The following is a 26,114-nucleotide window of genomic DNA, read 5'->3' on the forward strand; positions in this document are numbered from 1 at the left end:
ATTCGGACGCGGGGTGGAGCAGCTCGGTAGCTCGTCGGGCTCATAACCCGAAGGTCGTCGGTTCAAATCCGGCCCCCGCAACCAACTTCTGACTGCTTTTCTTCTGAATTACCTCTCTGATTACCTCCAGCATCTGTTGCTTGCACACAATAATGTGTGTTTTTCCGATCCCTCTCGCCATTTGTTCGGTATCATCCTGCTTTCTGTTCATGGATGAGGCCGCACCCTGTGATGACCCCTTTTAGCTATTCTTCTCCCCAAATCACGATGCAGAGCACCTCCCTCGCCGAAGTAATGGCAGGGCCGGCTGCCGTCAAACTCCTGCTCATTGCCGACTCAGCGCGCGATACCCTGCTGGCGACGCCTCCCTTTGCCGCCGTGGCAACCCAGATAGCCCTGGGTCAGAAGGCCCCCTATTCCCTTGACGACAGTCAGGGGCTGCAACGGGTGATCTTCATGGATGCCCGCCCGGTCCTGGATCATCGGCTCTACAAGCAGGTGCGCAGCTGGGTGGGCTCGCTGGCGGGCCTCAAGGCGACGCACCTGGCGCTCCATCTGGAGGGCTTTGACGATGAGCATCGCGCGCAACTGGCAAGGGTGGTGCTCGCCTGCCTGCTCGCCGCCGATGTGACCCTGCCGACCCAGAAACGGAGTGAGGCGACAAGACCGGGTTATCAGCAGTTGCAACTTTCCCCCTCTTGCGAGCTGGACATGGCCCGCCTGAGCGCAGAAACCGAAGGCAACGGTCTGGCTCGCCACCTGGCAGTGCTGCCAGCGTCCGAGCTCAATGCCCGTCATTACCGGGCCTATGCCCGGGAGCTGGCGCAGCAGGAGGGGTGGCAGTGGCAGGAGTTTGACGAGGCGACCCTGGCACAGAAGGGGGCTGGCGCCTTCCTGGCGGTGGCCCGTGGTTCGGCGGACGGTCAGGCCGCCATCGTCAGGCTCAGTTACTGTCCGGCCAACCCGCTGCGCCGCGTCGCGCTGGTGGGCAAGGGGATCTGCCACGACTCCGGTGGCTACAACCTGAAAGTCGGTGGCAGCATGTATGGCATGCACCTGGACATGGGGGGCAGCGCGGTGGCCCTTGGCACGCTGCTGGCCATCAGCCGGGCGAAACTCCCCGTTGAGGTGCACTGCTGGCTCGCCATCGCCGAGAACCACATCGGCCCGCAGGCCTTCCGGCCCGGTGAGGTGGTGACCGCCCTCAACGGCACCACCATCGAAGTGGTGGACACCGACGCCGAGGGGCGCATGGTACTGGCGGATGCCCTGACCCTGGCGGCCGGGGACAACCCCGACTTGCTGATCGACTACGCCACCCTGACTGGCGCCTGCAAACGGGCGCTCGGCAGCCGTTACAGCGGTGCCTTCACCAACCGCCCCGAGTGGCTCACCACTCTGATAGCGCTGGGCCAGCAGAGCGGGGAGCGAGTCTGGCCCTTCCCCCTGGACGAGGATTACGATGACAACCTCGATAGCGAGTGGGCCGATCTGTTACAGTGCGCGCCGGGCGCCTCCCCGGATCACATCGATGCCGCCCGTTTTCTCACGCGCTTCGTGCCCGCCGAGCTTCCCTGGTTGCACCTCGACCTGAGTGGTTTTCGCAACAAGGGGGGCAATGGCGTGGTGGGCAGCGAGGTAACCGGCTTTGGTGTCAGGCTGACCCTGACCCTGCTCGACAGCCCTCTGGGGATGGGTGCGCCCGACGCATGACAACGTGGCCAAGCACAATCAATAAGGACAAGCGTGAAACAAGCAAGCTATGACTGGGTGCTGTTCGATCTGGACGAAACCCTGCTCGATTTTCCGGTCGCCAGGGCGCTGGAGCGGACCCTGCAGATCTACGGCGTGGCGCCGACTCCCCCCAAGATGGCGGAGTACCATGCGCTCAACCAGCGGCTCTGGCAGCAGTACAACTCAGGGGAGATTGACGCCACCCACCTGCAGCAGACCCGTTTTTCGCTCTTTGCCGAGCAGGTCAACGTGGCGCCCATGGCGATGAACGAGACCTTCCTGCAGCAGATCATCGCCCTGAGCGTGCCGCTGGAGGGGGTGGAGGAGACCCTGCAGGCCCTGAAGAGCAAGGTCAGAATGGGGATCATCACCAACGGCTTCAGCTTGCCCCAGCGCGGGCGCCTCGACAAACTGGGCTGGAACAGCTGGTTTGAGCCTCTCGTTATCTCTGACGAGGTGCAGGTGACCAAGCCGGCGGCGGCCATCTTCCAGCATGCCCTGGCGCAGATGGGTCAGCCGAGCCCGGCGCGGGTGTTGATGGTGGGGGACAATCCCAAGACCGACATCGCCGGTGCCGCCGCCCAGGGGCTTGCCACCTGCTGGTACAACCCGGGACGGGAGACAGGCCCGTGCGAGGCGACCCACGAGATCCACCACTTCGCCCATCTCTGCGCGATCGTGCTGGGAGAGTAGGTCCCCATGTTCGCAAGGATGTAAAAAACAAGGCAGCCCATGGGCTGCCTTGTTTGCATCCGGCGTCTGCTAGCGGCCGAGGCGGGCGAGCAGCCAGGCCTCCAGCAAGGCCACTCCGGGGGCCAGCACGGCTTCGTCGAAATCGAACTCCGGATGATGGTGGGGGGCCGCGAGGTTGGCTCCCAGGATGAGATAGGCGGCTTCGCCGCCGTGCTGCTGTACCCGCTCGATGAGGAAACCGGCATCCTCGCTGGCCCCGAAGCGGCGGGTGTGGATGGTATCAAGGGAGATCCCCTGTGCGAGAGGCACGATTTCCTCGATGAGGGCTGGGCTGTTCTCGATGCCGATCGCTTCCCCCTGTTTGCGGATGTGGTAGGTCGCGCCCTGCATCAGGGCCGCCCCCTCCACAATCTGCTGCACCTGATTGAACATGTAGTCGTTGAGGGCCGGCGTCGCGCCACGGGTCTCCCCCATCAGGCGGGCATGGCCCGGGATGACGTTGCGTCCACTGCCGCCGTTGAGCTGGCCCACGTTGATGCGGGTCATGCCGTCCCGATGGCGGGGAATGCCGAGCATGGCGGTGGTGGCCATGCAGGCCGCCGCCAGGGCATTGTGGCCCGCGTTGGGCTCAAGCCCCGCATGGGCGGCTTGCCCCATGAACTCCACGTCGAATTTGGTTGAACAGAGAAACTCGGTGGGGTTGACCACCAGCTCACCACTGCTCGCGTGAATGCCGATGTGCAGTGCCAGCAGGGCATCCACATCGTCGAGCTGCCCCCCTGCCGCGAGCGCCTTGCCGCCTCGGCAGCCCTCTTCAGCCGGCTGGAAGAAGAGCTTGATGCGGCCAGTGAGGCGATCGGCGAGGGCCGCGATCCGCTCGGCCAGCACCAGCCCGATGGCGGTGTGACCATCGTGGGCACAGGCGTGCATCCAGCCCGGGTTGGCGGAGTGCCAGCCTCCCTGGCCGGGCAGGTGTGACGCCTCCTGGCTCTCTTCGACCTCCACCGCATCGATATCGAAGCGAAACGCCAGGGTGGGGCCGGGGCGCCCGCTCTCCCAGAGTCCCATCACGCCGGTGAGTGCGTCGATCCGCGTCAGCCACTCCGGATGCGCCCCCTGGTACAGGGCACGGGCCTTCTGGGCCTCGACGTCTATTTCCCGTCCCATGATGAGGGTGCTGGCGAGCAGTTGATCCCCCAGCATGATGGAGAAACCGAGCTCACTGAGGTGTTGGGCGATGAGGGTGGTGGTGCGAAATTCACACCAGGCGGCTTCGGGGTGACGATGAAGGTCGCGGCGCCAGTGGCGCAAGGCATCCTGAGTCATGGTGGTTCCTGCGTGGCAAATCCAGCGGCCATTGTGACGGGCAGGGGGGCAAGAGTAAATCCCGCAGGGGGAGATGCGACAAGGGGAGCCCGGGCTCCCCTTGAAAGATGGCATGGATGTCGACGAGGTCGTTTTGTGCGCGCAGATCGCGCTCAATGATGGCTTGGCATCATCCTTTGCCAGAGCGCGTCAAAAACCCATGTTGTAGTCTGTTTTTTGAACCATCCCTCTGGTGGTAGAGGTGGCAGATGGCTGATTGACCGACTTAGAGCTGTGCCAGCGACGGCATGGAGACGGCAACCAGAGTGAAAAACACGGTGAAAACGGCGGTAACTACGAACTCTTTCATGATTTTATCTCCCTTGGTTGGCTCATGATGGAACCAAGATACCACAACAGAACGATAAAACAACGAAAAATGTAATTATGAGGCAAAAATGGTTTGGTGGTGGAATGCGGCTGCATTTTTCCAAGTTTAAGGGCGTTTTTTGTCCTGCGAAGGGTTTTATGGTGATGCCAGTGAAAGTTTATGCATATAAAGCCTTTAAATACATTGAGTTATGTTATTTTTATGACGCTCTCTTTGGTGGTTCCGATTGGAGTTTGTGTGGTGATCTCCATTTTTCGGCAGCAAAATGGCCTGCGGGATGCGCCGATTGATGTCGCCATAGGGAGGTTGGTGGCTGTCAGCCAGGTTTTGTCATCCCATGTCATGTTTTCTCACGACTTGTGTCCTAACCCCAGTCTGCAAGGCTGTTGCCAGCCAGGGTTATCCGATGAAGGCTCAATTTTCTGCTCATCCCAAACAGGATGGGAGCAAAAAGAGTACGAAAAAACGGCAAAACGGCCGCCAAAGGAGCATGGAAGGAAAGGGGGAAGGCGGGAAAATGGAGGTTCGATCTTCATGGGGCCTTGGGTGGTCGGAAGCCCCGTTTTTCGCTGTTTTCTTGGGGGGACGAGCCACTGGGCCCGCGCGCAGGGGAAGCGGGCGATATCGTCGGCCCACCCGGGTTGCTATATGGCGCCAGTGTGATGGGATGAAGGGCAGGGGAGGCCTGGCGCAGGGCCGTGGCACTGCGCCACCAAGGCCTTTATCCATACCCGTCGCGAACAAGGTGAGCAAGTAGAAAAGCGGGGGAAAGAAGTAAAGGAGAAGGTCGTGGGGTCAGAGGCTCAGGGCCGCCGGGCAAGGGGTAAGACATGGCGACAGTGGCCAGTGGATAGCCGGGCCCCGCAGGGGGAGGAGGGGGTGAGGAGCCCGCATAAAAAAACCCTCCAGAGGAGGGTTTTTTGTCAGACCACAGCCTTTAGAACAGGGTGGTGGAGAGATCGTACAGCTCCTGGTTGAACGGGCGCTTCAGGTTCTCGATGCAGTCGATGATGTCGTGGTGCACCATCTCGTTGCCCTGAATGCCGACGCAGCGGCCACCCTGGCCCGCCAGCAGTTGCTCGACGGCGAAGGCACCCATGCGGCTGGACATGATACGGTCACGGGCAGTGGGAGAACCGCCACGCTGGATGTGACCCAGGATGGTGGCGCGGGTTTCGCGGCCGGTCATGGCCTCGATGTCTTTCGCCAGGGCGTTGACGTCGGTGACGTGCTCGCAGATGGTGATGATGGCGTGCTTCTTGCCCTTGGCTTCCCCTTCCTTGATCTGTTGCAGCAGCTTCTCCTTGTCGAAGGCCACTTCCGGCACGATCACGTACTCGGCACCACCGGCAACGGCGGCAGACATGGCCAGATCGCCGCAGTGTCGGCCCATGATCTCGACCACGGAGATGCGGTGGTGGGAGCTGCAGGTGTCGCGCAGGCGGTCGATGGCGTCCACGACCACGTTCAGAGCGGTATCAAAGCCGATGGTGAAGTCGGTACCGGCGATATCGTTGTCGATGGTGCCCGGCAGGCCGATGCAGGGGAAGCCCTCTTCGGTCAATTTCTTGGCACCCATGTAGGAGCCGTCACCGCCGATGACCACCAGGGCGTCGATGCCGTGTTTCTTCAGGTTTTCGACCGCTTCGGCACGGACTTTCGGATCCTTGAAGGCGGGGAAACGGGCGGAGCCCAGGAAAGTACCGCCACGGTTCACGACGTCGGAGACGCTGTGACGCTCGAGCTTGACGATACGGTCCTGGTGCAGACCGAGGTAGCCATCATAGATGCCGTAAACTTCCAGGCCATGATGCAGACCGGCGCGCACCACGGCGCGGATGGCTGCGTTCATACCCGGTGCGTCACCACCACTGGTCAAAACACCAATACGTTTGATTTGTTTGGTCATGAGTGCCTCTGGATCTGAGTTGTCGAAAATCAAGATTCTGAAAAATACGGCTGGCCGCTTTTACTATATCGGCTTTCCTATGGCGAGAGGGTCCATAGGAAAGCGATATGCAAAGAGGGGCGGGGCCCCTCTTTGCTTGGCGCTTACTTGGCGGCGCCAGCGATGATCTGGGAGAAGTCGTCCACTTTCAGGGACGCGCCACCCACCAGGCCACCGTCGATGTCCGGCTGGCCGAACAGGTCGGCAGCGGTGGCGCCAGTCACGGAGCCGCCGTACAGGATCTGTACCTTGGCAGCCACGGCTGCATCAAAACCGGCCAGGTATTGACGGATGTGAGCATGCACGGATTGTGCGATCTCCGGGGTGGCGGTCTTGCCGGTGCCGATGGCCCATACCGGCTCGTAAGCGATGACGGCGTTCTCGAAGGAGGCGATGCCGCAGCGATCGATCACGGCCTTGAGCTGGGTCTCGACCACCTGGTTGGTGGTACCGGCTTCGAACTGGGCCAGGGTTTCACCGATGCACAGCACGGGGATCAGGCCGCCCTTCTGGATGGCTTCGTACTTGGCAGCCACCACGTCGTCGGTCTCTGCGTGCAGGGTACGACGCTCGCTGTGGCCGACCAGGGAGTAGGTGCAGCCGAAGGCTTTGAGCATGGAGGGGGCGTTTTCGCCGGTGAAGGCGCCGGACTCGTGAACGTCGGCGTTCTGGGCACCGTAGGCGATCTTGCTGCCAGCGGTCAGCTGTTCAACCAGACCCAAAAAGATAACCGGCGGGCAGACGGCCACTTGCACGGAAGGATGAGCGGCAGCGGCCGGGGTCAGTCCTTTGATCAGGGCTTCTACAGAAGCCTTGGTGCCGTTCAGTTTCCAGTTACCCATTACCAGGTGCTGTCTCATCTTCTATATCTCCTAGGCATTTGATTGCGCAACATTATATGAATTGAACCGAGCCCAAGATAGCTGACCCGGCGGCAAATGACGTAATTTTTTTTCGCTTTCCTGATCCAAATCAGGAATGCAAGGCGCGATTGCTCACTCGGTGACCTGCCCACGCAAACGGGCCCACCATACCCCAATCCACTCGTGAATGGCAGCCTCGGAATACATCAGATAACGCCCCTTGGGGAGGTAGCTGTAGAGGGGTTGCGGCTCCTGACTCTGCTTGGCGGTGTAATCGGTGGGAGCCGGCACCGCATCGAGTCCCTGACTGCGATAGAGAGCCATGGCCCGGGGCAGGTGGGTGGCCGAACTCACCAGTGCCACCCGCTTGCCGTTGAGGTGGGCGGCGATGCTGACCGCCTCGTCATGGGTGTCTTTGTTGTTTTCAAACAACGTCATGCGCGCACGCGGGATGCCAAGGCTGGCCGCCATGCGGGCGTTGACCTCGGCGTTCGACAGGGGATCCCCGGCCACGGCGCCGGAGAAGACCAGCTCGGCTTCTGGATAGGCCAGGGCCAGGCGAACTCCTTCCAGGGTGCGCGCCAGGGAGATGTTGTTTTGCCAGGCGCGCTCTGGGATGGCCGGATCGCTCACATGACCGTTGCCCAGCACGACGATGGCCTGGATGTCCGGATGCAGGCTCACCTCGAAGGGGGGATAGGTCTGCTCCAGGCTGCGGGCTAGCTCGTAGCTCACCGGCCGCGTCCCCATCAGGGCAATGATCACCAAGGAGAGGGTCGCCAGCAGCCTGCCGCTTTTTTGAAAGCGGGTGAACCAGAGCAGCACGAGCGCCAGCACCAACAAGGAGAGAGAGAAGGGGAGCGGCATCAGCAGATGGCCCAGCCATTTCTTGATGACAAAGAAGTTGAGCTCGAACACGACAGACACGTCCTTGAGTTTTCAGCAAATTCGGGATGTGACAGAATACCCCTCTTTTTTCCTGTGGCCCAATCCTGTGTGGTTCCTCTTGCGGCCCTCATGGCGGGGCGGTCGAAGATGAGTGTGTCTTGAAGCAAGATCAGAGTTTTGACGGGCGCGCGGACAAGTTCGCTCGCAACATTTACGACTCCACCAAGGGGCGCATTCGCACCACCATTGTCTGGAGTGACATCGAAGCCTGCCTGGCGCGCCTGGGCAACCGGCCGCTGCGCATCCTGGATGCCGGCGGCGGCTTTGGCTACTTCGCCCAGAAACTGGCGGCCATGGGCCATCAGGTGGAGCTGTGCGATTTGTCGGCAGAAATGCTGGATCTGGCCCGGGAGCAGATCGCCCAGAAGGGGTTGGAAGACAGAATTCGTCTCATCCATTGCCCCATTCAGGATCTCAAGCAACACGTGACCGGCACCTTCGATCTGGTGCTCTGTCACGCGGTACTGGAGTGGCTCGCCGAGCCGCGCCAGACCTTGCTGGGTCTGTTCCCTTTCGTCAAGGCTGGGGGCATACTGTCGCTGCTTTTTTACAATCGTCACGGCCTCCTGTTCCAGAGCCTGGTGGTGGGTAATTTCGACTATGTGCGCCTGGGCCTTCGCAAGAAACGCCAGACCGCCCTGACACCCACCAATCCCCAGTTGCCGGAGGAGGTCTATGACTGGATAGGCCGGGGGGGATTGCGGATCATCGGCAAGACCGGGGTGCGCGTCATCCACGACTACATGCGCCACAAGCAGGATCAGGTCGAGAAGTTCGAGGACCTGCTGGCCATGGAGCAGCAATATTGCCGCCTGGAGCCCTTTGTTTCCCTGGGGCGCTACATCCATGTGATGGCCCAGAAACCGGCCGGTTGAGACACACCGGCGTGAATACGATGCGGGATCCAGCCGCCGGGGCGCCACCGACCCCGGCCTATATCACCACGGCGGGCGAAGACCTGCCGACTATAACAACGAGATGATAACGTCATGATGAGTACATCCCGTACCCTGCCAGAGACGGTGGGATGGGTCAGACAGGAGGGGTTGGCGCTGAACCTCCCCACCGACAGGCTGGCCTTTCTGATAGCGATCAAGACGCTCTCCGAGGACGAGTCTGATCTCTCGGAGGCCGCGCTGCACGATGCCTTTGGCTATGTCAGCAGTGCCTTCGGCCAGATGGACGAGACCCTCACCGGTCGCGCCAACAACGCCATCAACGATCTCATTCGCCAGCAACTGCTGTCGCGTTTCACCACCGACATGGTGGCGGGGGAGAGCCTCTACCGCCTGTCGCGCCTTGGCATGAGCATCGTCGATTTCTTCATGGATCAGCGCCAGGTGGACTCCATCAAGCTCTCCATCCTGCTCGAGCACCTGGCGGCCGAGCTCGACACCGCCCGCAAGGCGGCGCTCGAGACCAACACCCGGGAGCAGTGGGACGCCGAGGTGCTGCCGCGCCTCTCCTTCTCTCTGGAAGAGACGCTCGGGCGCATCGATCTCACCCAGCGCGCCATGGACGAGCAGCAAAACCAGGTCAAGAGCGAGATCGCGGCCCTGCTGACCCAGAACTGGGTCGATGCCATTCACAGCTGCGAGAAGCTCCTGCACGAGACCGGCCAGACCCTGCGCGAGTTGCAGGACACCCTGGATGCCGCCGGCCACCGCCTGCAGGCGGGGCTGCTCAACATTCAGGAAGCGGCCCAGGGGCGTGAGGATCTATTCCACGTCGAGGAGCTGACCCACGCCCTGCAGGGGCGTCTGGACGTCATCACCGCCTGGGGCCAACAGTGCATCGAGCTCTGGTCCCGTTATGACAGGCACGTTCACAAGTTCATCCGCAACGCCATCGACATGGACAAGAACCGCGCCTTCAGCCAGCGGCTGCGGGAATCCATCCGCAACTTCGAGCAGCACAGCTGGTTGTTGCGGGTGGCCGAAGAGCCCCGTTTGCTGGAGTTGCGGGATGAAACCATCGCCATCCACGACGAGGAGGTGACCGGCGAGGTGCCCCTCGAGATGGAGTACGTGGAGATGGTGGACATCAACCAGGAGCTGGCGGAGCGCATCGAGCGCTACCTGGCCCGCTACCCGGAGCAGGGAGATCGGCTGGATCTTGCCGACGTGCTGCGGGAATACCTGCTGGACTACCCGGCCCATGCCCACTTCGACGTGGCGCGCCTCCTGATCGATCAGGCCGTGCGTCTCGGCCATGCCAGCGGTGAGCGCGAACACCACCGCCAACCCGCATGGAAACCCATCAACCAAGCTGGATCCAAGGTTCAGGCCTATGTCATCGATCAATACTGAATTCCCCTTGCCCCTGCGTCTCGCAGAGGCCATCGCCAACCCCTTGTTTCCGCGCATCGACACCGCCCTGCGCTCCGGTCGCCACATCAGTGCCGACGAATTCGAGCAGCACTCGGCCCTGGTGGAGTACCACCAGGAGCTGGAGATCTTCTACGGTCGCTATCAGGTGGAACTCATCAAGGCGCCGGAAGGCTTCTTCTACCTGCGTCCGCGCCCGAGCGCCGACATAGGTACAACAGTGTTATCTGAGCTCGATATGCTGGTGGGCAAGGTGCTCTGCTACCTGTTCCTGAGCCCGGACAGGCTCGCCTCTGAAGGGGTGTTCGCCATGGGCGAGCTGCAAGAAGAGGTGCTGAGTCTGGCGGACGAGAAGCAACTGCTGCGCATGGTCAACAGCCGCTCCGGCGGCACGGATCTGGACAAGAAGAAGCTCCTCGAGAAGATCCGCACCTCCATGCGTCGCCTCAAGCGCCTCGGGATGATCACCCCCCTTGGCAACAGCGACAAATTCCGGGTCAACGAATCCGTGTTCCGCTTCGCCGCCGATGTGCGCTCCGACGAGGATCCTCGCGCGGTGCAACTGCGGATGATCCAGGAAGGGGAGGCCATTTTCCACGACGACGAGATGCCGAGCAGCGATTCCCTGTTCGAGGATATCGAAGAGGATCTGGACGAAGAGCAGCTGGAGCTGGAGGTGGAAGATGATCTGCAACGTTAATGTGCCGGCACTGATGGTGTCTGCCGGTTTGATGGAGAGTGTGGCGTGAGAGGCAAATTCAAATCCCTGACCATGGTCAACTGGAACGGCTTCTTCGCCCGCACCTTCGATCTCGACCAGCTGGTCACGACCCTGTCCGGCGGCAACGGCGCGGGCAAGTCCACCACCATGGCGGCCTTTATCGCGGCCCTCATTCCCGACCAGTCACTGCTTCACTTCCGTAACACCACGGAGGCGGGCTCCTCCAGCGCGTCCCGCGACAAGGGGCTCTACGGCAAGCTGCAGCGCGGCCACTGCTATTCGTTGCTGGAAGTGATGAACAGCCGCGAGCAGCGGATCTGGGTTGGCGTCCACCTCGAACAAGTGGCCAACCGTGACAACAAGGTCAACATTACCCCGTTCGCCCTGGTGGATGTGCCCGAGCACCTGGCGCCCACGGATCTGCTGCTGGAGAAGCTCGACGACGGCAAGGGCCGGGTACGTGCCTTCGCCGATCTGAAGGGGGCGGCAGCGGAGCTTGGCGCCATCAAGGTCGCCAAGTTCAATACGGTGACCGATTATCACAACTTCATGTTCGAGTTCGGCATCACCCCGAAGAAGCTGCGGGATCAAAAGGATCGCGGCAAGTTCTATCGCCTGATCGAAGCCTCCCTCTACGGCGGTATTTCGTCTTCCATCAGCCGCTCCTTGCGTGAATACCTGCTGCCGGAGAACTCCGGCGTGCGCAAGGCGTTCCAGGACATGGAGGCGGCCATCTACGAGAACCGCCGCACCCTGGAAGCCATCAAGGAGACCCAGGGTCAGCGGGATCTCTTCAAGAACCTGATCACCGAGACCACCCACTATGTGGCCGCGGAGTATGTGCGGGGCGCTGCCGAGAAGAGCCGCCTCTCCGAGCTGGCCCTCAAGGCACGCTCTGAGCTCGCCGGCAAACGCCGCCTGCTGGCCGAGGAGAAGCAGCGCGCCATCTATCTGGCGGACGAGGTGGATCAGCTCACCAACCGCGAGAAGCTCCTGACCGACGAGCTGGAGTCCGCCGCCGAGCACCTGGCCAAGGTGATGGCGGCCGTGGCGCTGCAAAAGAAGATTGCCCTCTATCGCGCCGATCTGGCGGAGCTCAACGACAAGCTGGAGCAGCAGCAGGCGGTGGTGGAAGAGATCCACGGCCAGTTGCTGGAAGTGGAAGAGCGCAAGGAGCTGGCCCAGGCAGAGGTAGACAGCCTCAAGACCCAGTTGGCCGACTACCAGCAGGCGCTCGATATCCAGCAGACCCGCGCCATCCAGTACCGTCAGGCGGTGCAGGCCCTGGAAAACGTCCGCGAGCAGTGCGAGTTGCCGGGGCTCGAGCCTGCGCAGGCGAGCGACACCCTGCATCAGTTCCGCGCAGCCGAGCAGAGCCTCACCAGCCGGGTGCTGGGGGCCGAGCAGCAGTTGGCGCTGGCCAAGGCGGCGGTGGCCGAACACGAAGCGGCGCTGGCGCTGCTTTTGAGCATCGCCCCCGAAACAGTGCGCGAGGCTGCCTGGCCTACCGCGCAGGGGCTGCTCAAGCGCCACATCGAAGACAAGGCCCGCATTGCCCAGGGGCAGGGTCTGCGCGTCGCCCTGGCTCGCCTCGAGAAAGAGAGCGAGAGCCAGAAGACGCTCTTGCGGCTGCGAGACGAGCTGGCCCAGGCGTCTGGTCAGCACATTGCCAGCCAGGACGAGTTGGAGATCTTCCTCGAAGCCCAGCGCACCCGCCAGGAGGAGCTCTCCGAGCAGCAGGCAGAGGCCAATCAGCGCCGCGCCAGCCTCGAGCATCAGGGCACTCAGCTGGGCCGCGATATCGCGGAACTGACCAAGCTGGCCCCGCGCTGGCTCAAATCCTTTGAAAAACTCGAGCAACTGCGCGAGCAGAGTGGCTTGGCCTTGGCCACCGCCGAAGAACTCTCTTCCGGCATGCAGAGCGTGCTCGACAAGGAGCGGGAGTTCGAGCAGGAGAGCAACCGCATTCAGGGCCAGAAACAGGCGCTGGAGATGCAAATTCGCAACCTGCAGCTGGGTGCCGGCGAGGCGGATCCCCGTCTTGCCCGCATCGCCGAGCAGGTGGGGGGCGTGCTGCTCTCCGATGTCTACGACGACATCTCCATCGATGATGCCCCTTACTACTCCGCGCTCTACGGCCCGGCTCGCAGCGCCCTGGTGGTGCTCGACCTCGAAGGCGCCATCGAGCGGCTGAAAAAGCTGGAAGATTGCCCGGAAGATATCTACCTCATTCAGGGCAACCCCGACTCCTTTGATGAGGATCTGGTGGAAGCGGACGAGCTGGGGGACGCCGTGCTGGTGCGCACCAGCAAGCGTCAGGTGCGCTTCTCCCGCTACCCCGAGCTGCCGCTGTTTGGCCGCGCCGCCCGGGAAAAACGGATCGAGCAGCTCGATCTTGAGCGGGAAAACCTCATCGAGGGCTACGCCAAGGCCGCCTTCGAGCAGCAGAAGTATCACCGTCTCTACGGGCATTTTCGCGACTTTATCGGTCAGCATCTGGATATCGCCTTCCGCCCGGACCCCGAAGCCGAGGTGCAGGCCAAGCAGCACGAGCAGCGCAAGCTGCAAGAAACCATCGCCGAGTGCGACAAGCAGCTGAGTGATGCCAAAGCCGCTGCCGCCCAGCTGACCCGCCATATCCAGCTGGTGCAGGGGATGCTGCCCTTTGCCCACCTGTTTGCCGAGGCAGACCTGGCGGCCCGCCTCGAGGCGGCTCACGCCGACGTGGAGGCGCTTAAAACAGCCGAAGCCTTTATCGCCCAGCACGGCAAGGCGTTGGAAAAACTGGAAACCATGGTGCAGGTGCTGCGCCAGGATCCCCAGGATCTGGCGGCCCTGCAGGCGGCCTTTGACGAGGTGAGCGACCTGCTGGCCGCGCAGAAGCGCCGCTGCTACGCCCTCGATCAGCTGGTGGCCCGTTTGCCGCACTTTGCCTATCAGGATGCACAAGACCTGCTGGGCAAGGCGTCCGAGATGAGCGAGCGACTCAAAGAGAAGCTCAAGGCGGCGGAGCTTGCCGCCCGCACCGCCGGTGAGCAGCACAAGCAGATCACCCAGCGCCACACCGAGGCGCTGCAACTGCGCACGGCGCTCGATTCCAGCGCCTCGGCCAAGGGGCAGACCCTGGCGGAGTTCGAGCAGGAGCTGGCGGCCATGGGCCTGACCCTCTCTGACGATATGGAAGAGAAGGCCCGTGCCCACAAGAAAGAGATTGAAGAGCTGCTCATCCGCACCCGGACCCGCCGCACCAGCGCCGAGGCCCAGTTGCAGGTGTGCAAGCGCGAAATCGAATCCCTTGGCGGTCGTCTCAAGCTCGAAGGCAAGGATTACTACAGCGCCCGCAAATCCCTGGTGGGTCACAAGGCGAGCTGGTCGCGGGTGGTGCGTCTGGCACGGGAGACCGACGTCGAGAAGCGTCTGAACAAGCGCGAGCTGGCTTATCTTGACAGCGACGAGCTGCGCTCCATGTCGGACAAGGCCCTCGGCGCCCTGCGGGTGGCGGTGGCCCACGACGAGGCCCTGCGCGATGCGCTGCGCCTGTCGGAAGGCAACCGCAGCACCGAGCAGAAGGTCGCCTTCTACGTGCAGGTCTACCGTTACCTGAAAGATCGCATCCGCAACGACATCATCCGCTCGGACGATCCGGTGGAAGCCATCGAGGAGATGGAGATCGAGCTGGCGCGCCTCGCCGACGAGCTCAAGCAGCGGGAAACCCATCTGTCCCTCTCCTCCCACGAGGTGGCGGCCAAGATCACCAACATCATCCGCCGGGAGCAGAACCGCATCCGGGTATTGAACCAGGGCCTGCAGAACATCGCCTTCGGTCTGGTGCGCGGGGTGCGTCTCAACGTCAATATCCGCGAGGCCCACACTCGCCTCCTGACCGCACTCGCCGATCAGAGCGCCATGCACAACGATCTCTTCGCCGACAAGGAGCTCAGCTTCTCCGAGGCCATGGCCAAGCTCTTCCAGCGTCTCAACCCGCAGGTGGAGCAGGGGGAGCGCAACTATCAGGTGATGGGAGACGTGCTGCTGGATTATCGCAACTACCTGGAGCTGGAGATCGAGGTGCAGCGCGGGGCCGACGGCTGGCTGCGTGCCGAGAGCGGCGCCCTCTCCACCGGCGAGGCGATCGGCACCGGTCAGGCCATCCTCTTGATGGTGCTGATCAGCTGGGAGGAGGAGTCCCGCCGTCTGCGCGGCAAGGACATCGCTCCCTGCCGCCTGTTGTTCCTGGACGAAGCGGCGCGGCTTGATGGCAAATCCATCGCCACCCTGTTCGAGCTGTGCGAGCGCCAGGACATGCAGCTACTTATCGCGGCGCCGGAGAACATCAGCCCCGAGAAGGGCACCACCTACAAGCTCATCCGCAAGGTGCAGGGCAAGCACGAACATGTGCATGTGGTGGGGCTGCGCGGCTTTGGCTTCGCCGACGACAAGCTCATCGCCTGACAGAGGCTGACGGATAAGGTATGAAAACGGGAGGCTTGGCCTCCCGTTTTACATGAGCAATGCATCTTTTTTTACAGTTAAAGCAACGGTAAACTGTCAAAATAATATTGACACCTATACTGGCCAGAATTACAAAAGGATTTTAAATGGCAATTTCACAGTATAAAAACCAAAAAAAACCACTTGAATATAGTAAAAATGAAATTGACCGTGCGGCTAGGGAAGGTGCGAATAAGCGGGGAAATTCTTCTCGGCTGACTCAGTCATTTCATTTTTTCAGTTTGAGCCGATCTTTTCTCCCGTAAATGCCTTGAATCAGCCTATTTAGACCGTTTCTTCGCCATTTAAGGCGTTATTCCCAGTTTTTAGTGAGATCTCTCCCACTGACGTATCATTTGGTCCGCCCGAAACAGGTTGGCCAGCGTGAATAACATCGCCAGTTGGTTATCGTTTTTCAGCAACCCCTTGTATCTGGCTTTCACGAAGCCGAACTGTCGCTTGATGATGCGAAACGGGTGCTCCACCTTGGCCCGGATGCTGGCTTTCATGTATTCGATGTTGATGGCCGTTTTGTTCTTGCGTGGATGCTGTTTCAAGGTTCTTACCTTGCCGGGGCGCTCGGCGATCAGCCAGTCCACATCCACCTCGGCCAGCTCCTCGCGCTGTGGCGCCCCTTGGTAGCCGGCATCGGCTGAGACAAATTGCTCCTCTCCATGCAGCAGATTACCCAGCTGATTGAGGTCATGCTCGTTGGCCGCGGTGGTGACTAGGCTGTGGGTCAGGCCACTCTTGGCATCGACACCAATGTGGGCCTTCATGCCAAAGTGCCACTGATTGCCTTTCTTGGTCTGATGCATCTGCGGATCGCGTTGCTGCTCTTTGTTCTTGGTCGAGCTGGGTGCCTCAATGATGGTGGCATCGACCAAGGTGCCTTGAGTCATCATGACGCCTGCTTCGGCCAGCCAGCGATTGATGGTCTTGAACAATTGGCGGGCCAGTTGATGCTGCTCCAGCAGGTGGCGGAAATTCATGATGGTGGTGCGGTCCGGCAAGGCGCTATCCAGGGATAACCGGGCAAACAGACGCATGGAGGCGATTTCGTACAGAGCATCTTCGATCGCGCCATCGCTCAGGTTGTACCAATGCTGCATGCAGTGAATGCGTAGCATGGTTTCCAGCGGATAAGGTCGCCGGCCATTACCAGCCTTGGGATAAAACGGCTCGATGACTTCCACCATGTTTTGCCATGGCAGGATCTGCTCCATGCGGGACAAGAAAATCTCTTTTCTGGTCTGACGGCGCTTACTGCTGAATTCACTGTCGGCGAAGGTGAGCTGATGACTCATGATGAACCCTTTTTCATGGCTCCAGATGACAAACATGATCTCATATCAGGGACTTGTTCGCACCTTCCCTAAAGCAGGCATACCCAAATTATTTTGGCTCCACACGAAAATTTAGTGACTTTCTCGAAAGGCAAAGGGGGGATTTGGGGTAGTATTGGTGGAGACTACATGTTGGTTGTTTTGTACAACCAGGCATATATCGATCAGCATATGGTTCCCCTGACAGGGGCTGACGGGTGAACACACAAACGGGAGGCTTGGGCCTCCCGTTTTCCATGGGAAATGTGAGAGAGTAGGCTCCAGCTCGCGGGCGCCCGTCTGGCCATGACAGCCGGACGGGGCGAACGCGACATCTCATAACGGGTCGAGGAAGTAGATGATGAGGACCATGGTGCAAAAAGGGCTGCTGGCCTCCCTGTGCCTGCTGCTGGCCGCCTGCAGCAGTCAGCCTGATGCAGGCAGTGCGGGCAACTGGCGAGGCTATACCCAGACGGGGCTCGCCTCCTATTACGCCGATCGCTACCACAACAAGCGCACCGCCAGCGGGGAGCCTTACCAGCGCCACGCCAACACCGCCGCCCACATGACACTGCCCTTCGGCGCCCTGGTCAGGGTCACCAACCTCGCCAACGACAAGAGCGTGGTGGTCAGGGTCAACGACAGGGGCAATTTCCCCCGCGGGCGCATCATCGATCTCTCCAGGGCGGCGTTCAGCGCCATCGGCAATCCCCGATCCGGGCTTATCAAGGTCAGGATTGAGGTGCTCTAGTCGCCGGTTCTGCATGTGCCCGAGCCCCTCCATACCCGGGCCGCTGGAAGAGGATGCTTCCCAGTGATCGCGGGCCATCTTCTTCATTCCATTGGTGAGGTTGCCAACGCGGCTTCCCATTTTCCGGTGCGCCATTAAGATAGCCAAACGAAAAACAGGGTGTCTTTGCCATCTGGCGGCAACCGGGCATGACATGGTGTGTGAGACCCCCTTCAACCCCTGCCCATGTTTCGCCGCTAAGGAGCAGGCTATAAAGTGAGACGTCATTCACAGGGAGGATCAGAACATGACTGACAAGCGCGCCATTCAGGCAACGGCCATCCCCGAGCACAAGGCAAAGTCCCTCTATCCGGAGCCCTTTGCCTCCCTGGTCAAGCACCGCACCCGGCGCAGGCTGGGGGATCATTTCGGCCTCGCCAATTTCGGGGTCAATCTGACGACCCTGGCACCGGGAGCCATCTCGGCGCTCAAGCACCATCACGGCCTGCAGGACGAGTTCGTTTATGTGCTCTCGGGCAATCCCACCCTGCGCCACGGGGAGGAGGAGTACCGGATGTCGCCGGGGGAGTGCATCGGCTTCAAGGGGGGCAGCGGCCTGGCCCACCAGTTGCTCAACCACGGTGAGGTGGACGCTGTCTATCTTGAGGTGGGGGACAGGCTGCCAGGGGATACCGTCGACTATCCCGACGACGATCTGGCCTTGGTACAGGGTGCCGATGGCGCCTGGTCAGCCAGACACAAGGATGGCACCCCCTACTAGAGGGGGCCTCTTCGCGCAATGAGAGAGACCTCCATGGTGTTCAGCTCCTTTTCTGCTGTCAGGGCAGAGGATTTTCTTCCGCTGCTCAACGATGAGACGCTGCGAAAGCACCTGATCCCTCATCCGCTTTTCGATGTGGCCGGGGTGCGCGACTGGATGGCGTACAAGCTGGGAGTCGACGCCCGGCCAGGTTGTCGCGTGCGCGCCATCTTCCTCGACGGCACCCTGGCGGGGTGGTGCGGCATCCAGCCCGATGACGAGGGGGTGGAGCTTGCCATCGTGCTCGCCAGGGCCGGCTGGGGAAGCGGCGTGGCGATTTTCAACGAGATGATGGGGTGGGCGAGGGCGCTTGGCCATCGGACGATCCTCTTTCACTTGCTGGATACCCGCCCGCCTTATCGATCCCTCGCCAGACGGGCCATCTGGGTGAGGAAAACGCGCCTGGGCGAACACCCTTTCACCACCTATTGCCTTGACGTTGAGCGCTGGTCTGCAGGCCCTTAGCCTGGACCAGGGGGCAGCAAGCCGTGCCGCCTCCTGGCGGGTCCCGTTGTCACCCTTTGCGCCATGATCCCTCTCACTCGTTTGTTCCTCCGTGCACGGCGTGGTTATCCACCCCGTTGAACACAGTGTTCATTCTGCCCCCCTATATGGCCCCCACCGTCCTGCCTACACTGGGCAACGTCTGATGGGGGCGCATCCGGCAGTATAAATCGCTGTCCAGGTTGCACTCTCTGGCGTATTGACGATGTACAACGGAGAAAACTGGATGAAAAAAGAGACAGACAAACTGGTATCGATCGCGGTGCTCAAGGCCCGTGACGGCATGGGAGAGCGCCTTCGCGATGCCCTGCTTGCCTTGATTGGCCCCACTCGCCAGGAGCCGGGCAACCTCGATTACGTGCTGTTCGAGTTGAAGGATGAACCCGGCACCTTCTACATGCGGGAAGCCTTCGTGAGTCAGGCCGCCCTGGATGCCCACTGTGAGACCGCGTATTTCCAGGCTTTCGCTCGCCAGGCGGACGCACTGCTGGCCGAACCCCTTCGGCTTGTCTTCATGGAAGAAGTGAGCCCCTGATCCTTGCCGCAGAGCCCGATGATCCCCTCATCGGGCTTTTTTCCTTCAGCCTCGCTCCGGCAATCGCATCTACCTGCTCGGCTGCGTGGCCATGGCCCTCAACCCCATCCTGATCACGCGCTGCTACCGGGGGGAGTCCTTCCTCCACCTGACCGGCTGGACCCTCATCTGCGCCACTGTGCTGCTCACCGGCATGCTGGCCGGGGAGACAGTACACTGGGAACAGGTAGGCTGGGGGGTAGGGGGTGTGCTGCTGACCATGATGGTCATGGTGCTGCTGCCCCTTCATGCTGGCAAACGGGGGGCGGTCTGAGGGGCTGCCTGTGGCCCTGATCAACCAGGGAGTGCGTCATGAGAAGAACCCTGATCCTGGTACGCCATGGCAAGTCGAGCTGGGAGGACGCGTCTTTGTCTGACCGCGCTCGTCCGCTGGCGGCGCGCGGGCTGCGCGATGCGCCCCTGATGGGGGCTCGCCTGGCGCGCCTGGGGGGGAAGCCCGATCTCATCCTCTCGAGCCCCGCCTGCCGGGCCCTGACAACCGCCCGGCTGCTTGCCGCAGAGTTGGGTTATTCCACGAACCACATCGCCATCGACGAGGGCCTCTACGAGAGCGATGCCGGGACCCTTCTCGGGGTGGTGGGGGCGCTTTCAGATGATCTCGCCTGCGTGCTGCTGGTGGGTCATGATCCTGCCTTCACCGACCTGGCCCATGGCTTTTCCTCCGGTATCACTCGCATGCCGACCTGCGCCGTCGCCCGCTTCATCTTCGACGCCCCCTCCTGGTCGGCGCTCCCGTCCTGCTCGCCGGTGGTGGCCGTGCTGGACTTCCCGAAGAAGGGGTAGAGGGGGCGTGGGTTGCAAGCAGGCAGAAACGACAAGGGGAGCCGCGGCTCCCCTTGTCGGGATGGTGACGGGGTCATTTGGCCGCGATGGGCCCCTTGGTGCCCGCGTCGTTGTCGACCCAGCCATCTTCTCCCTTGAGGCGGCGATCCCCCTGGATGGTGTAGATGACCATGCCCTCCTTGAACACCAGGGCGCCGTCGGATTTCCTGGCACTGACCTGCTTGTCGTTGACCCACACCTGATCCTTGTCATCGATACGGATGTTCGCGACCGTGGCGCCCGTCTCGGGGAAGGTGGCGACCCAGTTGCCGGCGTAGGGGCTGGCGCTGGCCGCTGCGGGGGCGGCGCCAAATCCGGCGGCGGCGTTCTCGGCCTTGCTCTTGTTGATGTCACAGCCGTTGAGCTCGCTCACCTGGGTACAGCCGGAGCGCTCCAGCTTCTGCTCATAGCTCATGTTCAATCCGCCTTCGTCGGCCGGGGCGGCGGTGCCAAATCATGCCTTGGCGTTTTCCGCCTTGCTCTTGTGAATATCGCAGCCCTGGGCTTCGGTCACCTGGGTGCAGCCGGAGCGTTCCAGCTGCTCGGCGTATTTGTGGTTGATGGCGTGAACCTGGGCGCTGCCCAACAGGGTGAGGGTCAGGATGAGCGCGGTCTGTCTGAACATGATCAATACCTCTGGCAATGGGTCATTCGGGCTTGCCGCTCCCTGGGCGGCAAGGGGCTTGCGTTGGCGAGCTGCAGCCCTCTCTCACCATAGCAGGAGGGAGCGAAAGACGATGCCTGCGTCAGCTCTGGGGGATGCGGACCCCCTTGTCGAGGTAGAGGCTGCTGTAGTGGGCGCGGTGGGTGACGAACATCACCTATGGCGACTGCCATCGGAGAGGATGATGAAATCACCGGCCTGTGCCGGGCTTTGCAGGCGGATCTCGTGTTCGGGGGCCGTCAGCTTGTCGGCCTCCTCCCGGAAGGTGAGGGTGTAGGAATACATATGGCGCTCCACCGCAGGCTCATATACAGACACGCCTACAACTCTAGCCCCGGTAGCCGGGATCCGCGGCGCCCAAGCGGCGCCGATGGTGCAGATAATGTCAGCCGCGGTGAGGCACAGGGATCAGGGACGACCACTGAGCAGGATGGCGCCGCCCAGGGTGATGAAGAGCCCGCCGGTGATGCGGCCAACGAGGCGCTCGCTGCGACCTGGCTTGAAGTAGCGACCGGCGCGCCTGGCCAGGGCGACATAGCACAGATGCACCAGGCTGACGATGGCGCAGATGGTCAGGTACATGGTGATGAACTGCAGCGTCAGCGGACTTTGGTGATCGAGGAACTGGGGCAGCAGGGCGCAGAGGAAGACGATGGTCTTGGGGTTGCTGGCGGAGACCAGAAAGGCTTCTCGCAACAAGGAGAGGGTGGTTCTGGTGCGTCCCCGCGCGGTGGAGGGAGAGAGCCCTTGGGCACTGGTATTGGCCGCGCGCAGCGCCTTGTAGCCCAGATACACCAGGTAGCCACCCCCCGCCAACTTGAGGGCGACAAAGAGGGGAGGCAGGGTTTGCAGCAGGGCCCCCACCCCCATGGCGACCAGACCGATGAGGATGGCCTGGCACCCCAGGTTGCCGAGGATGCTGACAAGGGCGGCGCGCCAGCCGTGTTGCAGACCGTTCTTGACCACCAGCAGCACATTGGGGCCAGGGGTCAGTGTCGCCAGCAGATAGGCCAGCGCAAACAGCATCCAGGTATTGGGGTTCATGAGCACATCCTTGGCGTCAAAGCTGGCATGATGCCAGCCTCTTTGACGAGCCGTCCAGCGGCGTCTCTCCCGACCCCGAAGAGGATCCAGGCGAGAGCAATCAGGTGCAGCATGGTCTGCGGCTGGAAATGCAATAGGCAAGGATATGGTTAAAAAAACCGCCATCAGGCGGTTTTAATGGTTGTCAGCCCATATTTCAGGGCTTTTTTCAGCTTTTTGATCTTGCCTTCGTGCTTGGCGATTTTCGCCTGGCGGGCGGCGATCTTCTTCTTGATCTCTTTCTTGCTGGCCATGGGGCGGCTCCTTGTCTCGTGGGCGCCATGGGGATCAGGGTGCCCGGGGTCTTTCCATGCGTGCCGGGAAGGCCCTCTCCATTGGCGCACTGACAGTCAGGGGAGGGGCATACCGCGGAACTGGTTTGCAGGATAGTCCAGTTTCCCGGCGGCGCCACTGTGGCCGCGCCGACATCAGCTGTGGGCCCTGACAACAAAAAAGCGCCCCGGGGGCACTTCTTGAGTCATCCGAACAACAAGGCTAAGGGGGATCAGGCCTTCTTCAGGTAGGCGGCCACCAGCACGATCTGCATGCCGTTGACCTTGCCCTCGATGTGCAGCGGGTTGTTGGTCAGGCGAATGCCCTTGACCAGGGTGCCGCGCTTGGCGGTGAAGCCGGCGCCCTTGACGTCCAGATCCTTGATCAGGGTGACGGAGTCCCCTTCCACCAGCACGGCGCCATTGGAGTCGACGGTCGGCACGCTGTCGTCATCGTCGCTGGTCACGCCGGCGTCTGCCCAGGCCTTGACCTCGTCTTCCATGTACATCATGTCCAGCATGTCCTGGGCCCAGAGCTCGCCCCGGGCGACGAGGGCCTTCAACTGGCGCCAGGCCATCACCTGCACCGCCGGCACCTGGCTCCACATGCTGTCACCCAGGCAGCGCCAGTGGTTCACCTCCGTGGTGTCCGGCTGCTCCAGCTGGCCGCGGCAGGTGGCGCAGAGGGCCACGCTGTGGTCGTCGTCGCTGGCGGGGGAGTGCGGCACCGGGAAGGCAGTCAGCGCATGTTCTGCGCCACACAGCTCGCATTTGGCATTTGCACGGGCTTGCAGGATGGCATTGATGGTCATGATTGGGTTCCGTTTATAGGGGTAAAGCGGCTCGCCGTGGCGGGCTGCGCGAATGAGGGGGCGGAATATAGCACAAATCCCTGCTTTTTGTCAGGCTACCAGAGGCGCACAGGCGAGTGCTTTTTGACGGCAGATCGCTAGAATGAGCCTCCCTTTTTGCTCCAAAGGACAGGTTCACCGTGCTGGCCCACCGTTTTCGACAACTGGACTGCTTGCTCACCGCTGAGCGACGCTGGTGGCAATACCAGCCCTATCACCATTTGGGGATCGCCTTTGCCCGCGAGGCGCCAGCCCTTGCGAAGTGCCTGGCAGCCCTGACCCTTGACGAGATAGCGCACCTCGACGGGGACATGGATGCGCTCTGCACCCTGCTTGCCCCCTGGATCCCGGCGGGGGCCGAGTTGCAGGCCCTTGGCGAGCTTGCCCCTTTCGCCCCAGAGCCCGTCCAGTGCGCCAGGACCATGGCGATGTACATGCCGGGACGCAAGCAGGGGCAGATAGAGGCCTTCACCGGCTGCCTGCCCCCCCACCAAGGTCCCTATCTGGAGTGGTGCGCCGGCAAGGGGCATCTGGGGCGCCTGGTGTCGCTGCACCGTGGCGCGGAGATCCTTAGCCTGGAGTGGCAGGGGGCGCTCTGCGAGGAGGGGCGGCGGCTCGCCGCGCGCGACGGCGCCAACATGCGGTTCGTGGAGGCGGATGCCTTTGCCGCCGAGTCCGGGGCCCTCATCGCCCCGCACCATCACGCCATGGCGCTCCATGCCTGCGGCGATCTGCACACCCATCTGTTGACGCGGGTGGCCGAGGGGCGTGCCCAGGGGGTGACCCTCTCCCCGTGTTGCTACCACCTCATCAGAGGAGAGCACTATGCGCCCCTCTCCCGGGCCGCCAGGGCCAGTGCCCTGCGCCTTGGCAAGAGCGATTTGAAGCTGCCGCTGCAGGAGACGGTGACCGGCGGTGCCCGCATCGCCCGGCTGCGGGAGCGGGAGGTGGTGTGGCGCCTCGCCTTCGACTGCCTGCAGCGCCAGGTGCGCGGGGTGGATGAGTACCTGCCGGTGCCCAACCTGCAAAAGAGCCTGCTGACCGGGGGCTTCGAGGATTTCTGCCACTGGGCCGCCGAACGCAAGGGGATGGGCTTGCCCGCGGGGCTCGACTACGCCGCCTTGCTGGCACAGGGGGAGCGCCGTTTTGGCGATGTCGCCCGCATGGAGCTGGTGCGCCACCTGTTTCGCCGTCCCCTGGAAATCTGGCTGCTGCTCGATCGCGCCCTTTTCCTCGAGGAGCAGGGCTACCGGGTGGAGGTGGGCACCTTCTGTCCCAAACCCATGACCCCGCGCAATCTGCTGATCCGGGCGGTGCGCGCAGGGGGGATCTGAGCAAGAGTCCGGACAGGTCGGATGGCTGCGGCCGCAAGACCAGGGGATGGATCCCCCTGCAAACGAGCGCCATCTGAGTGCAGGGAGGCATGGCTCACAATTTCGCCAAATTCTTAATTCTTGTCGTGAATTTAGTTGTCAGGATGCCTATGCTCGCCCTGACATTTTCAAGACAAGGATGGTTACCCATGTTCATGCTCACGCGTACCGCCTGCTTGGTTGCCCTCGTCTGGGCACTGCCCAGCCAGAGCGCCATGACAATCCAGCCCGATCCCCAGAACAGCGGCGGCTATGTGATGGCGGCGGCGGATCTTGCCAGTGCGGCCCAGGCCAAGACCGCCAACCCCATGTACGGGATCTGGTCCCACGCCCTGGCCACCCGGCCCAATTCGGTGGTGGAGGCCATCGTGGCACGCGCCCCCGGCAACCCGGACAACGTCAAGCGGGTCGAGCGGGTCTTCACCGAATCGGACTGGGAGTTCCTGACCCAGATGGCCGCCCCGGAGTACACCTACGAGCGCTTCCTGCGGGCGGTGGGCAAGTTCCCCGCCTTCTGCGGCGACTACACGGACGGGCGCAATGCGGACGCCATCTGCAAGAAGTCCATCATCACCGCCTTCGCCCACTTTGCCCAGGAGACCAGCGGCCACATTGCCAAGGAGAATGTCTCCGACAACCCCCTTGGGCTGGAGGAGTGGCAACAGGCCCTGGTGCACGTGCGGGAGATGGGTTGGTCTGAGGGGCAGACCGGCTACACCACGGGGTGTGGCCAGAGTGACTGGCAGAACCGGCGCTGGCCCTGCAGCACCGGTCAGGGCTATTTCGGTCGCGGCGCCAAGCAGCTCTCCTACCACTTCAACTACGGCGCCTTCTCCGAGGCCATGTTCGACGGCGACGCCACCGTGCTCCTCAACAACCCCGGGCTGGTGGCGGACTCCTGGCTCAACCTCGCCTCCGCCATCTGGTTCTTCCTGACGCCCCAGGCTCCCAAACCCGCCATGCTGCACGTCATCGACCGGACCTGGGTGCCCTCCCAGCGTGAGCTGGCGGCGGGCATCGGCTACGGCTTTGGCACCACCATCAACATCATCAACGGTGGCATCGAGTGCGGCGAGCAGAACAAGAACAAGGGCCAGCCGGTCAACCGCATCCGCTACTGGGAGGGGCTTGCGGCCCACTACGGGATTCCGCTGCTGGCGGACGAGAAGAACACCTGCTGACAGCAGATCCCCTATGGCAGCCTCAACCTCAACGGCGCCACCGACGTGCTCTACACCAACTGGGACGGCAACTGGAAATACTACCCGGACAGACCCGGCGGCTACTCCTTCGAGTGTGATCTGGTGGGGTACCAGACCGCCTATTCGGCCCTGGTGCCGGGGGATTACGAGAAGTGCGTGACCAACTTCTACGGCTCCCACGCCAGCTGGCCCAAGGTACGGGTGGTGGCCACGCTGGATCCGGCCCCGGTCGACCCCGGCACGCCACTGGTGGACGGGGTACCGGCCTGGGAGGCTGGCAAGGTCTACACCGCGGGCAACAAGGTGAGCCACAAGGGGATCATCTATCAGGCCAAGTGGTGGACCCAGGGCAACGAGCCGGGCAAGGGCGACCCCTGGGCACCGGTGACCTGAGAGTCAGTACAAGCGCAAGCACCCCGGGGAGGCCGCGCGCCTCCCTTGTTGATCGCCGC

The 26,114-nt window shown here is 62.1% G+C and carries 24 protein-coding genes, 1 tRNA gene and 2 pseudogenes; 16 read left to right on the forward strand and 11 right to left on the reverse strand.

Going from position 1 to position 26,114, the window contains the following annotated elements:
* The first annotated feature begins 7 nt into the window (after positions 1-7).
* The 3 genes from ACPW74_RS08230 to yjjG all read left to right on the forward strand — a co-directional run bounded on the left by ACPW74_RS08230 (position 8) and on the right by yjjG (position 2,427).
* Positions 8-84, forward strand: a tRNA-Met gene (locus ACPW74_RS08230).
* Between the two features lie 144 nt (positions 85-228).
* Positions 229-1,713 carry a M17 family metallopeptidase gene (locus tag ACPW74_RS08235; protein WP_425858897.1) on the forward strand — a complete coding sequence of 495 codons (1,485 nt, stop codon included), beginning with the start codon at positions 229-231 and terminating at the stop codon, positions 1,711-1,713.
* Between the two features lie 33 nt (positions 1,714-1,746).
* A complete protein-coding gene (gene yjjG, locus ACPW74_RS08240; RefSeq protein ID WP_010674855.1) occupies positions 1,747-2,427 on the forward strand; it encodes a pyrimidine 5'-nucleotidase in 681 nt (226 codons plus the stop codon).
* A gap of 69 nt (positions 2,428-2,496) precedes the next feature.
* On the opposite strand, the gene ACPW74_RS08245 is transcribed toward yjjG, so the two are convergent.
* The gene (locus ACPW74_RS08245; protein ID WP_201985422.1) at positions 2,497-3,753 is read right to left on the reverse strand and encodes an amidohydrolase; all 1,257 of its coding nucleotides are present in this window, start codon (positions 3,751-3,753) and stop codon (positions 2,497-2,499) included.
* 426 nt (positions 3,754-4,179) lie between these two features.
* Between ACPW74_RS08245 and ACPW74_RS08250 the strand changes: the two genes are divergently transcribed.
* Positions 4,180-4,413 (forward strand): hypothetical protein, encoded by a 234-nt coding sequence (locus ACPW74_RS08250; RefSeq protein ID WP_425858899.1) that lies wholly within the window; start codon positions 4,180-4,182, stop codon positions 4,411-4,413.
* Positions 4,414-5,060: 647 nt separating this feature from the next.
* Here the strand turns inward: ACPW74_RS08250 and pfkA are convergent.
* From pfkA to elyC, 3 genes are all read right to left on the reverse strand, one after another.
* The gene (pfkA, locus tag ACPW74_RS08255) at positions 5,061-6,032 is read right to left on the reverse strand and encodes a 6-phosphofructokinase (RefSeq protein WP_010674852.1); all 972 of its coding nucleotides are present in this window, start codon (positions 6,030-6,032) and stop codon (positions 5,061-5,063) included.
* A gap of 143 nt (positions 6,033-6,175) precedes the next feature.
* Positions 6,176-6,931, reverse strand: a complete 756-nt coding sequence (gene tpiA / locus ACPW74_RS08260) for a triose-phosphate isomerase (protein ID WP_029314576.1) — start codon at positions 6,929-6,931, stop codon at positions 6,176-6,178.
* Between the two features lie 135 nt (positions 6,932-7,066).
* On the reverse strand, positions 7,067-7,852 hold the full coding sequence (gene elyC, locus ACPW74_RS08265; protein ID WP_041211480.1) for an envelope biogenesis factor ElyC: 786 nt from the start codon (positions 7,850-7,852) through the stop codon (positions 7,067-7,069).
* Between the two features lie 128 nt (positions 7,853-7,980).
* On the opposite strand from elyC, the gene cmoM reads away from it, so the two are divergent.
* The 4 genes from cmoM (at position 7,981) to mukB (ending at position 15,382) form a co-directional block, all read left to right on the forward strand.
* On the forward strand, positions 7,981-8,757 hold the full coding sequence (cmoM, locus tag ACPW74_RS08270) for a tRNA uridine 5-oxyacetic acid(34) methyltransferase CmoM (RefSeq protein ID WP_201985423.1): 777 nt from the start codon (positions 7,981-7,983) through the stop codon (positions 8,755-8,757).
* A gap of 114 nt (positions 8,758-8,871) precedes the next feature.
* A complete protein-coding gene (gene mukF, locus ACPW74_RS08275) occupies positions 8,872-10,191 on the forward strand; it encodes a chromosome partition protein MukF (RefSeq protein WP_042863922.1) in 1,320 nt (439 codons plus the stop codon).
* On the forward strand, positions 10,172-10,909 hold the full coding sequence (mukE, locus tag ACPW74_RS08280; protein WP_029314572.1) for a chromosome partition protein MukE: 738 nt from the start codon (positions 10,172-10,174) through the stop codon (positions 10,907-10,909). Before mukF ends, mukE begins: the two co-directional genes overlap by 20 nt.
* Before the next feature lie 45 nt (positions 10,910-10,954).
* Entirely contained in the window at positions 10,955-15,382 is a 4,428-nt protein-coding gene (gene mukB / locus ACPW74_RS08285; RefSeq protein WP_201985424.1) for a chromosome partition protein MukB, read from the forward strand.
* A 365-nt stretch (positions 15,383-15,747) separates the two neighbouring features.
* Here mukB and ACPW74_RS08290 read toward each other — a convergent pair whose 3' ends face one another.
* Positions 15,748-16,728, reverse strand: coding sequence for an IS5-like element IS5 family transposase (locus tag ACPW74_RS08290; protein WP_041206871.1), 981 nt, complete (start codon positions 16,726-16,728; stop codon positions 15,748-15,750).
* A gap of 379 nt (positions 16,729-17,107) precedes the next feature.
* Between ACPW74_RS08290 and ACPW74_RS08295 the strand changes: the two genes are divergently transcribed.
* The 6 genes from ACPW74_RS08295 to ACPW74_RS08320 all read left to right on the forward strand — a co-directional run bounded on the left by ACPW74_RS08295 (position 17,108) and on the right by ACPW74_RS08320 (position 20,178).
* Positions 17,108-17,497: a septal ring lytic transglycosylase RlpA family protein gene (locus ACPW74_RS08295; RefSeq protein ID WP_164915520.1), complete on the forward strand. Its 390-nt coding sequence runs from the start codon at positions 17,108-17,110 to the stop codon at positions 17,495-17,497.
* A 286-nt stretch (positions 17,498-17,783) separates the two neighbouring features.
* Positions 17,784-18,257 (forward strand): cupin domain-containing protein, encoded by a 474-nt coding sequence (locus ACPW74_RS08300; protein WP_041215097.1) that lies wholly within the window; start codon positions 17,784-17,786, stop codon positions 18,255-18,257.
* A gap of 18 nt (positions 18,258-18,275) precedes the next feature.
* Complete coding sequence (locus tag ACPW74_RS08305) at positions 18,276-18,761, forward strand: GNAT family N-acetyltransferase (RefSeq protein WP_041211476.1); 486 nt, start codon at positions 18,276-18,278, stop codon at positions 18,759-18,761.
* A 265-nt stretch (positions 18,762-19,026) separates the two neighbouring features.
* A complete protein-coding gene (locus ACPW74_RS08310; RefSeq protein ID WP_041211475.1) occupies positions 19,027-19,335 on the forward strand; it encodes a putative quinol monooxygenase in 309 nt (102 codons plus the stop codon).
* Between the two features lie 91 nt (positions 19,336-19,426).
* Positions 19,427-19,648 carry a hypothetical protein gene (locus ACPW74_RS08315; protein ID WP_041211474.1) on the forward strand — a complete coding sequence of 74 codons (222 nt, stop codon included), beginning with the start codon at positions 19,427-19,429 and terminating at the stop codon, positions 19,646-19,648.
* Between the two features lie 38 nt (positions 19,649-19,686).
* Positions 19,687-20,178 (forward strand): SixA phosphatase family protein, encoded by a 492-nt coding sequence (locus tag ACPW74_RS08320; protein WP_041211473.1) that lies wholly within the window; start codon positions 19,687-19,689, stop codon positions 20,176-20,178.
* Between the two features lie 73 nt (positions 20,179-20,251).
* Here ACPW74_RS08320 and ACPW74_RS08325 read toward each other — a convergent pair whose 3' ends face one another.
* The 6 genes and pseudogenes from ACPW74_RS08325 to ACPW74_RS08350 all read right to left on the reverse strand — a co-directional run bounded on the left by ACPW74_RS08325 (position 20,252) and on the right by ACPW74_RS08350 (position 23,048).
* The gene (locus ACPW74_RS08325) at positions 20,252-20,632 is read right to left on the reverse strand and encodes a hypothetical protein (RefSeq protein WP_234921981.1); all 381 of its coding nucleotides are present in this window, start codon (positions 20,630-20,632) and stop codon (positions 20,252-20,254) included.
* Between the two features lie 39 nt (positions 20,633-20,671).
* Positions 20,672-20,842 carry a hypothetical protein gene (locus ACPW74_RS08330; RefSeq protein ID WP_234921980.1) on the reverse strand — a complete coding sequence of 57 codons (171 nt, stop codon included), beginning with the start codon at positions 20,840-20,842 and terminating at the stop codon, positions 20,672-20,674.
* A 121-nt stretch (positions 20,843-20,963) separates the two neighbouring features.
* A pseudogene (locus ACPW74_RS08335) lies at positions 20,964-21,166 on the reverse strand (hypothetical protein).
* 123 nt (positions 21,167-21,289) lie between these two features.
* Positions 21,290-21,925, reverse strand: coding sequence for a LysE family translocator (locus ACPW74_RS08340; RefSeq protein WP_041211472.1), 636 nt, complete (start codon positions 21,923-21,925; stop codon positions 21,290-21,292).
* 164 nt (positions 21,926-22,089) lie between these two features.
* On the reverse strand, positions 22,090-22,218 hold the full coding sequence (locus ACPW74_RS08345; RefSeq protein WP_129146535.1) for a hypothetical protein: 129 nt from the start codon (positions 22,216-22,218) through the stop codon (positions 22,090-22,092).
* A 251-nt stretch (positions 22,219-22,469) separates the two neighbouring features.
* Positions 22,470-23,048 carry a PhnA domain-containing protein gene (locus ACPW74_RS08350; protein ID WP_039040739.1) on the reverse strand — a complete coding sequence of 193 codons (579 nt, stop codon included), beginning with the start codon at positions 23,046-23,048 and terminating at the stop codon, positions 22,470-22,472.
* Positions 23,049-23,227: 179 nt separating this feature from the next.
* On the opposite strand from ACPW74_RS08350, the gene ACPW74_RS08355 reads away from it, so the two are divergent.
* Both ACPW74_RS08355 and ACPW74_RS08360 read left to right on the forward strand, forming a co-directional pair.
* Entirely contained in the window at positions 23,228-24,421 is a 1,194-nt protein-coding gene (locus tag ACPW74_RS08355; RefSeq protein WP_049636771.1) for a methyltransferase, read from the forward strand.
* A 188-nt stretch (positions 24,422-24,609) separates the two neighbouring features.
* Positions 24,610-26,055, forward strand: a pseudogene (locus ACPW74_RS08360) (chitinase).
* The last annotated feature ends 59 nt before the right edge of the window (positions 26,056-26,114 follow it).

Origin of the sequence: Aeromonas sp. INTO2, from assembly GCF_049860605.1 — a bacterium.
Lineage (GTDB): Bacteria > Pseudomonadota > Gammaproteobacteria > Enterobacterales > Aeromonadaceae > Aeromonas > Aeromonas caviae.

Excerpts from the sequence above, each read along its gene's own strand:
- ACPW74_RS08245 (WP_201985422.1), bottom strand. The coding sequence starts at position 3,753 with ATGACTCAGGATGCCTTGCGCCACTGGCGCCGCGACCTTCATCGTCAC.
- ACPW74_RS08330 (WP_234921980.1), bottom strand. The coding sequence starts at position 20,842 with ATGTTCAGACAGACCGCGCTCATCCTGACCCTCACCCTGTTGGGCAGC.
- pfkA (WP_010674852.1), bottom strand. The coding sequence starts at position 6,032 with ATGACCAAACAAATCAAACGTATTGGTGTTTTGACCAGTGGTGGTGAC.
- ACPW74_RS08300 (WP_041215097.1), top strand. The coding sequence starts at position 17,784 with ATGACTGACAAGCGCGCCATTCAGGCAACGGCCATCCCCGAGCACAAG.
- ACPW74_RS08305 (WP_041211476.1), top strand. The coding sequence starts at position 18,276 with ATGAGAGAGACCTCCATGGTGTTCAGCTCCTTTTCTGCTGTCAGGGCA.
- ACPW74_RS08250 (WP_425858899.1), top strand. The coding sequence starts at position 4,180 with ATGAGGCAAAAATGGTTTGGTGGTGGAATGCGGCTGCATTTTTCCAAG.
- ACPW74_RS08315 (WP_041211474.1), top strand. The coding sequence starts at position 19,427 with ATGGCCCTCAACCCCATCCTGATCACGCGCTGCTACCGGGGGGAGTCC.
- ACPW74_RS08295 (WP_164915520.1), top strand. The coding sequence starts at position 17,108 with ATGAGGACCATGGTGCAAAAAGGGCTGCTGGCCTCCCTGTGCCTGCTG.
- ACPW74_RS08290 (WP_041206871.1), bottom strand. The coding sequence starts at position 16,728 with ATGAGTCATCAGCTCACCTTCGCCGACAGTGAATTCAGCAGTAAGCGC.
- ACPW74_RS08310 (WP_041211475.1), top strand. The coding sequence starts at position 19,027 with ATGAAAAAAGAGACAGACAAACTGGTATCGATCGCGGTGCTCAAGGCC.
- tpiA (WP_029314576.1), bottom strand. The coding sequence starts at position 6,931 with ATGAGACAGCACCTGGTAATGGGTAACTGGAAACTGAACGGCACCAAG.
- ACPW74_RS08320 (WP_041211473.1), top strand. The coding sequence starts at position 19,687 with ATGAGAAGAACCCTGATCCTGGTACGCCATGGCAAGTCGAGCTGGGAG.
- mukE (WP_029314572.1), top strand. The coding sequence starts at position 10,172 with ATGTCATCGATCAATACTGAATTCCCCTTGCCCCTGCGTCTCGCAGAG.
- ACPW74_RS08340 (WP_041211472.1), bottom strand. The coding sequence starts at position 21,925 with ATGAACCCCAATACCTGGATGCTGTTTGCGCTGGCCTATCTGCTGGCG.
- ACPW74_RS08350 (WP_039040739.1), bottom strand. The coding sequence starts at position 23,048 with ATGACCATCAATGCCATCCTGCAAGCCCGTGCAAATGCCAAATGCGAG.
- ACPW74_RS08345 (WP_129146535.1), bottom strand. The coding sequence starts at position 22,218 with ATGGCCAGCAAGAAAGAGATCAAGAAGAAGATCGCCGCCCGCCAGGCG.
- ACPW74_RS08325 (WP_234921981.1), bottom strand. The coding sequence starts at position 20,632 with ATGAGCTATGAGCAGAAGCTGGAGCGCTCCGGCTGTACCCAGGTGAGC.
- mukF (WP_042863922.1), top strand. The coding sequence starts at position 8,872 with ATGATGAGTACATCCCGTACCCTGCCAGAGACGGTGGGATGGGTCAGA.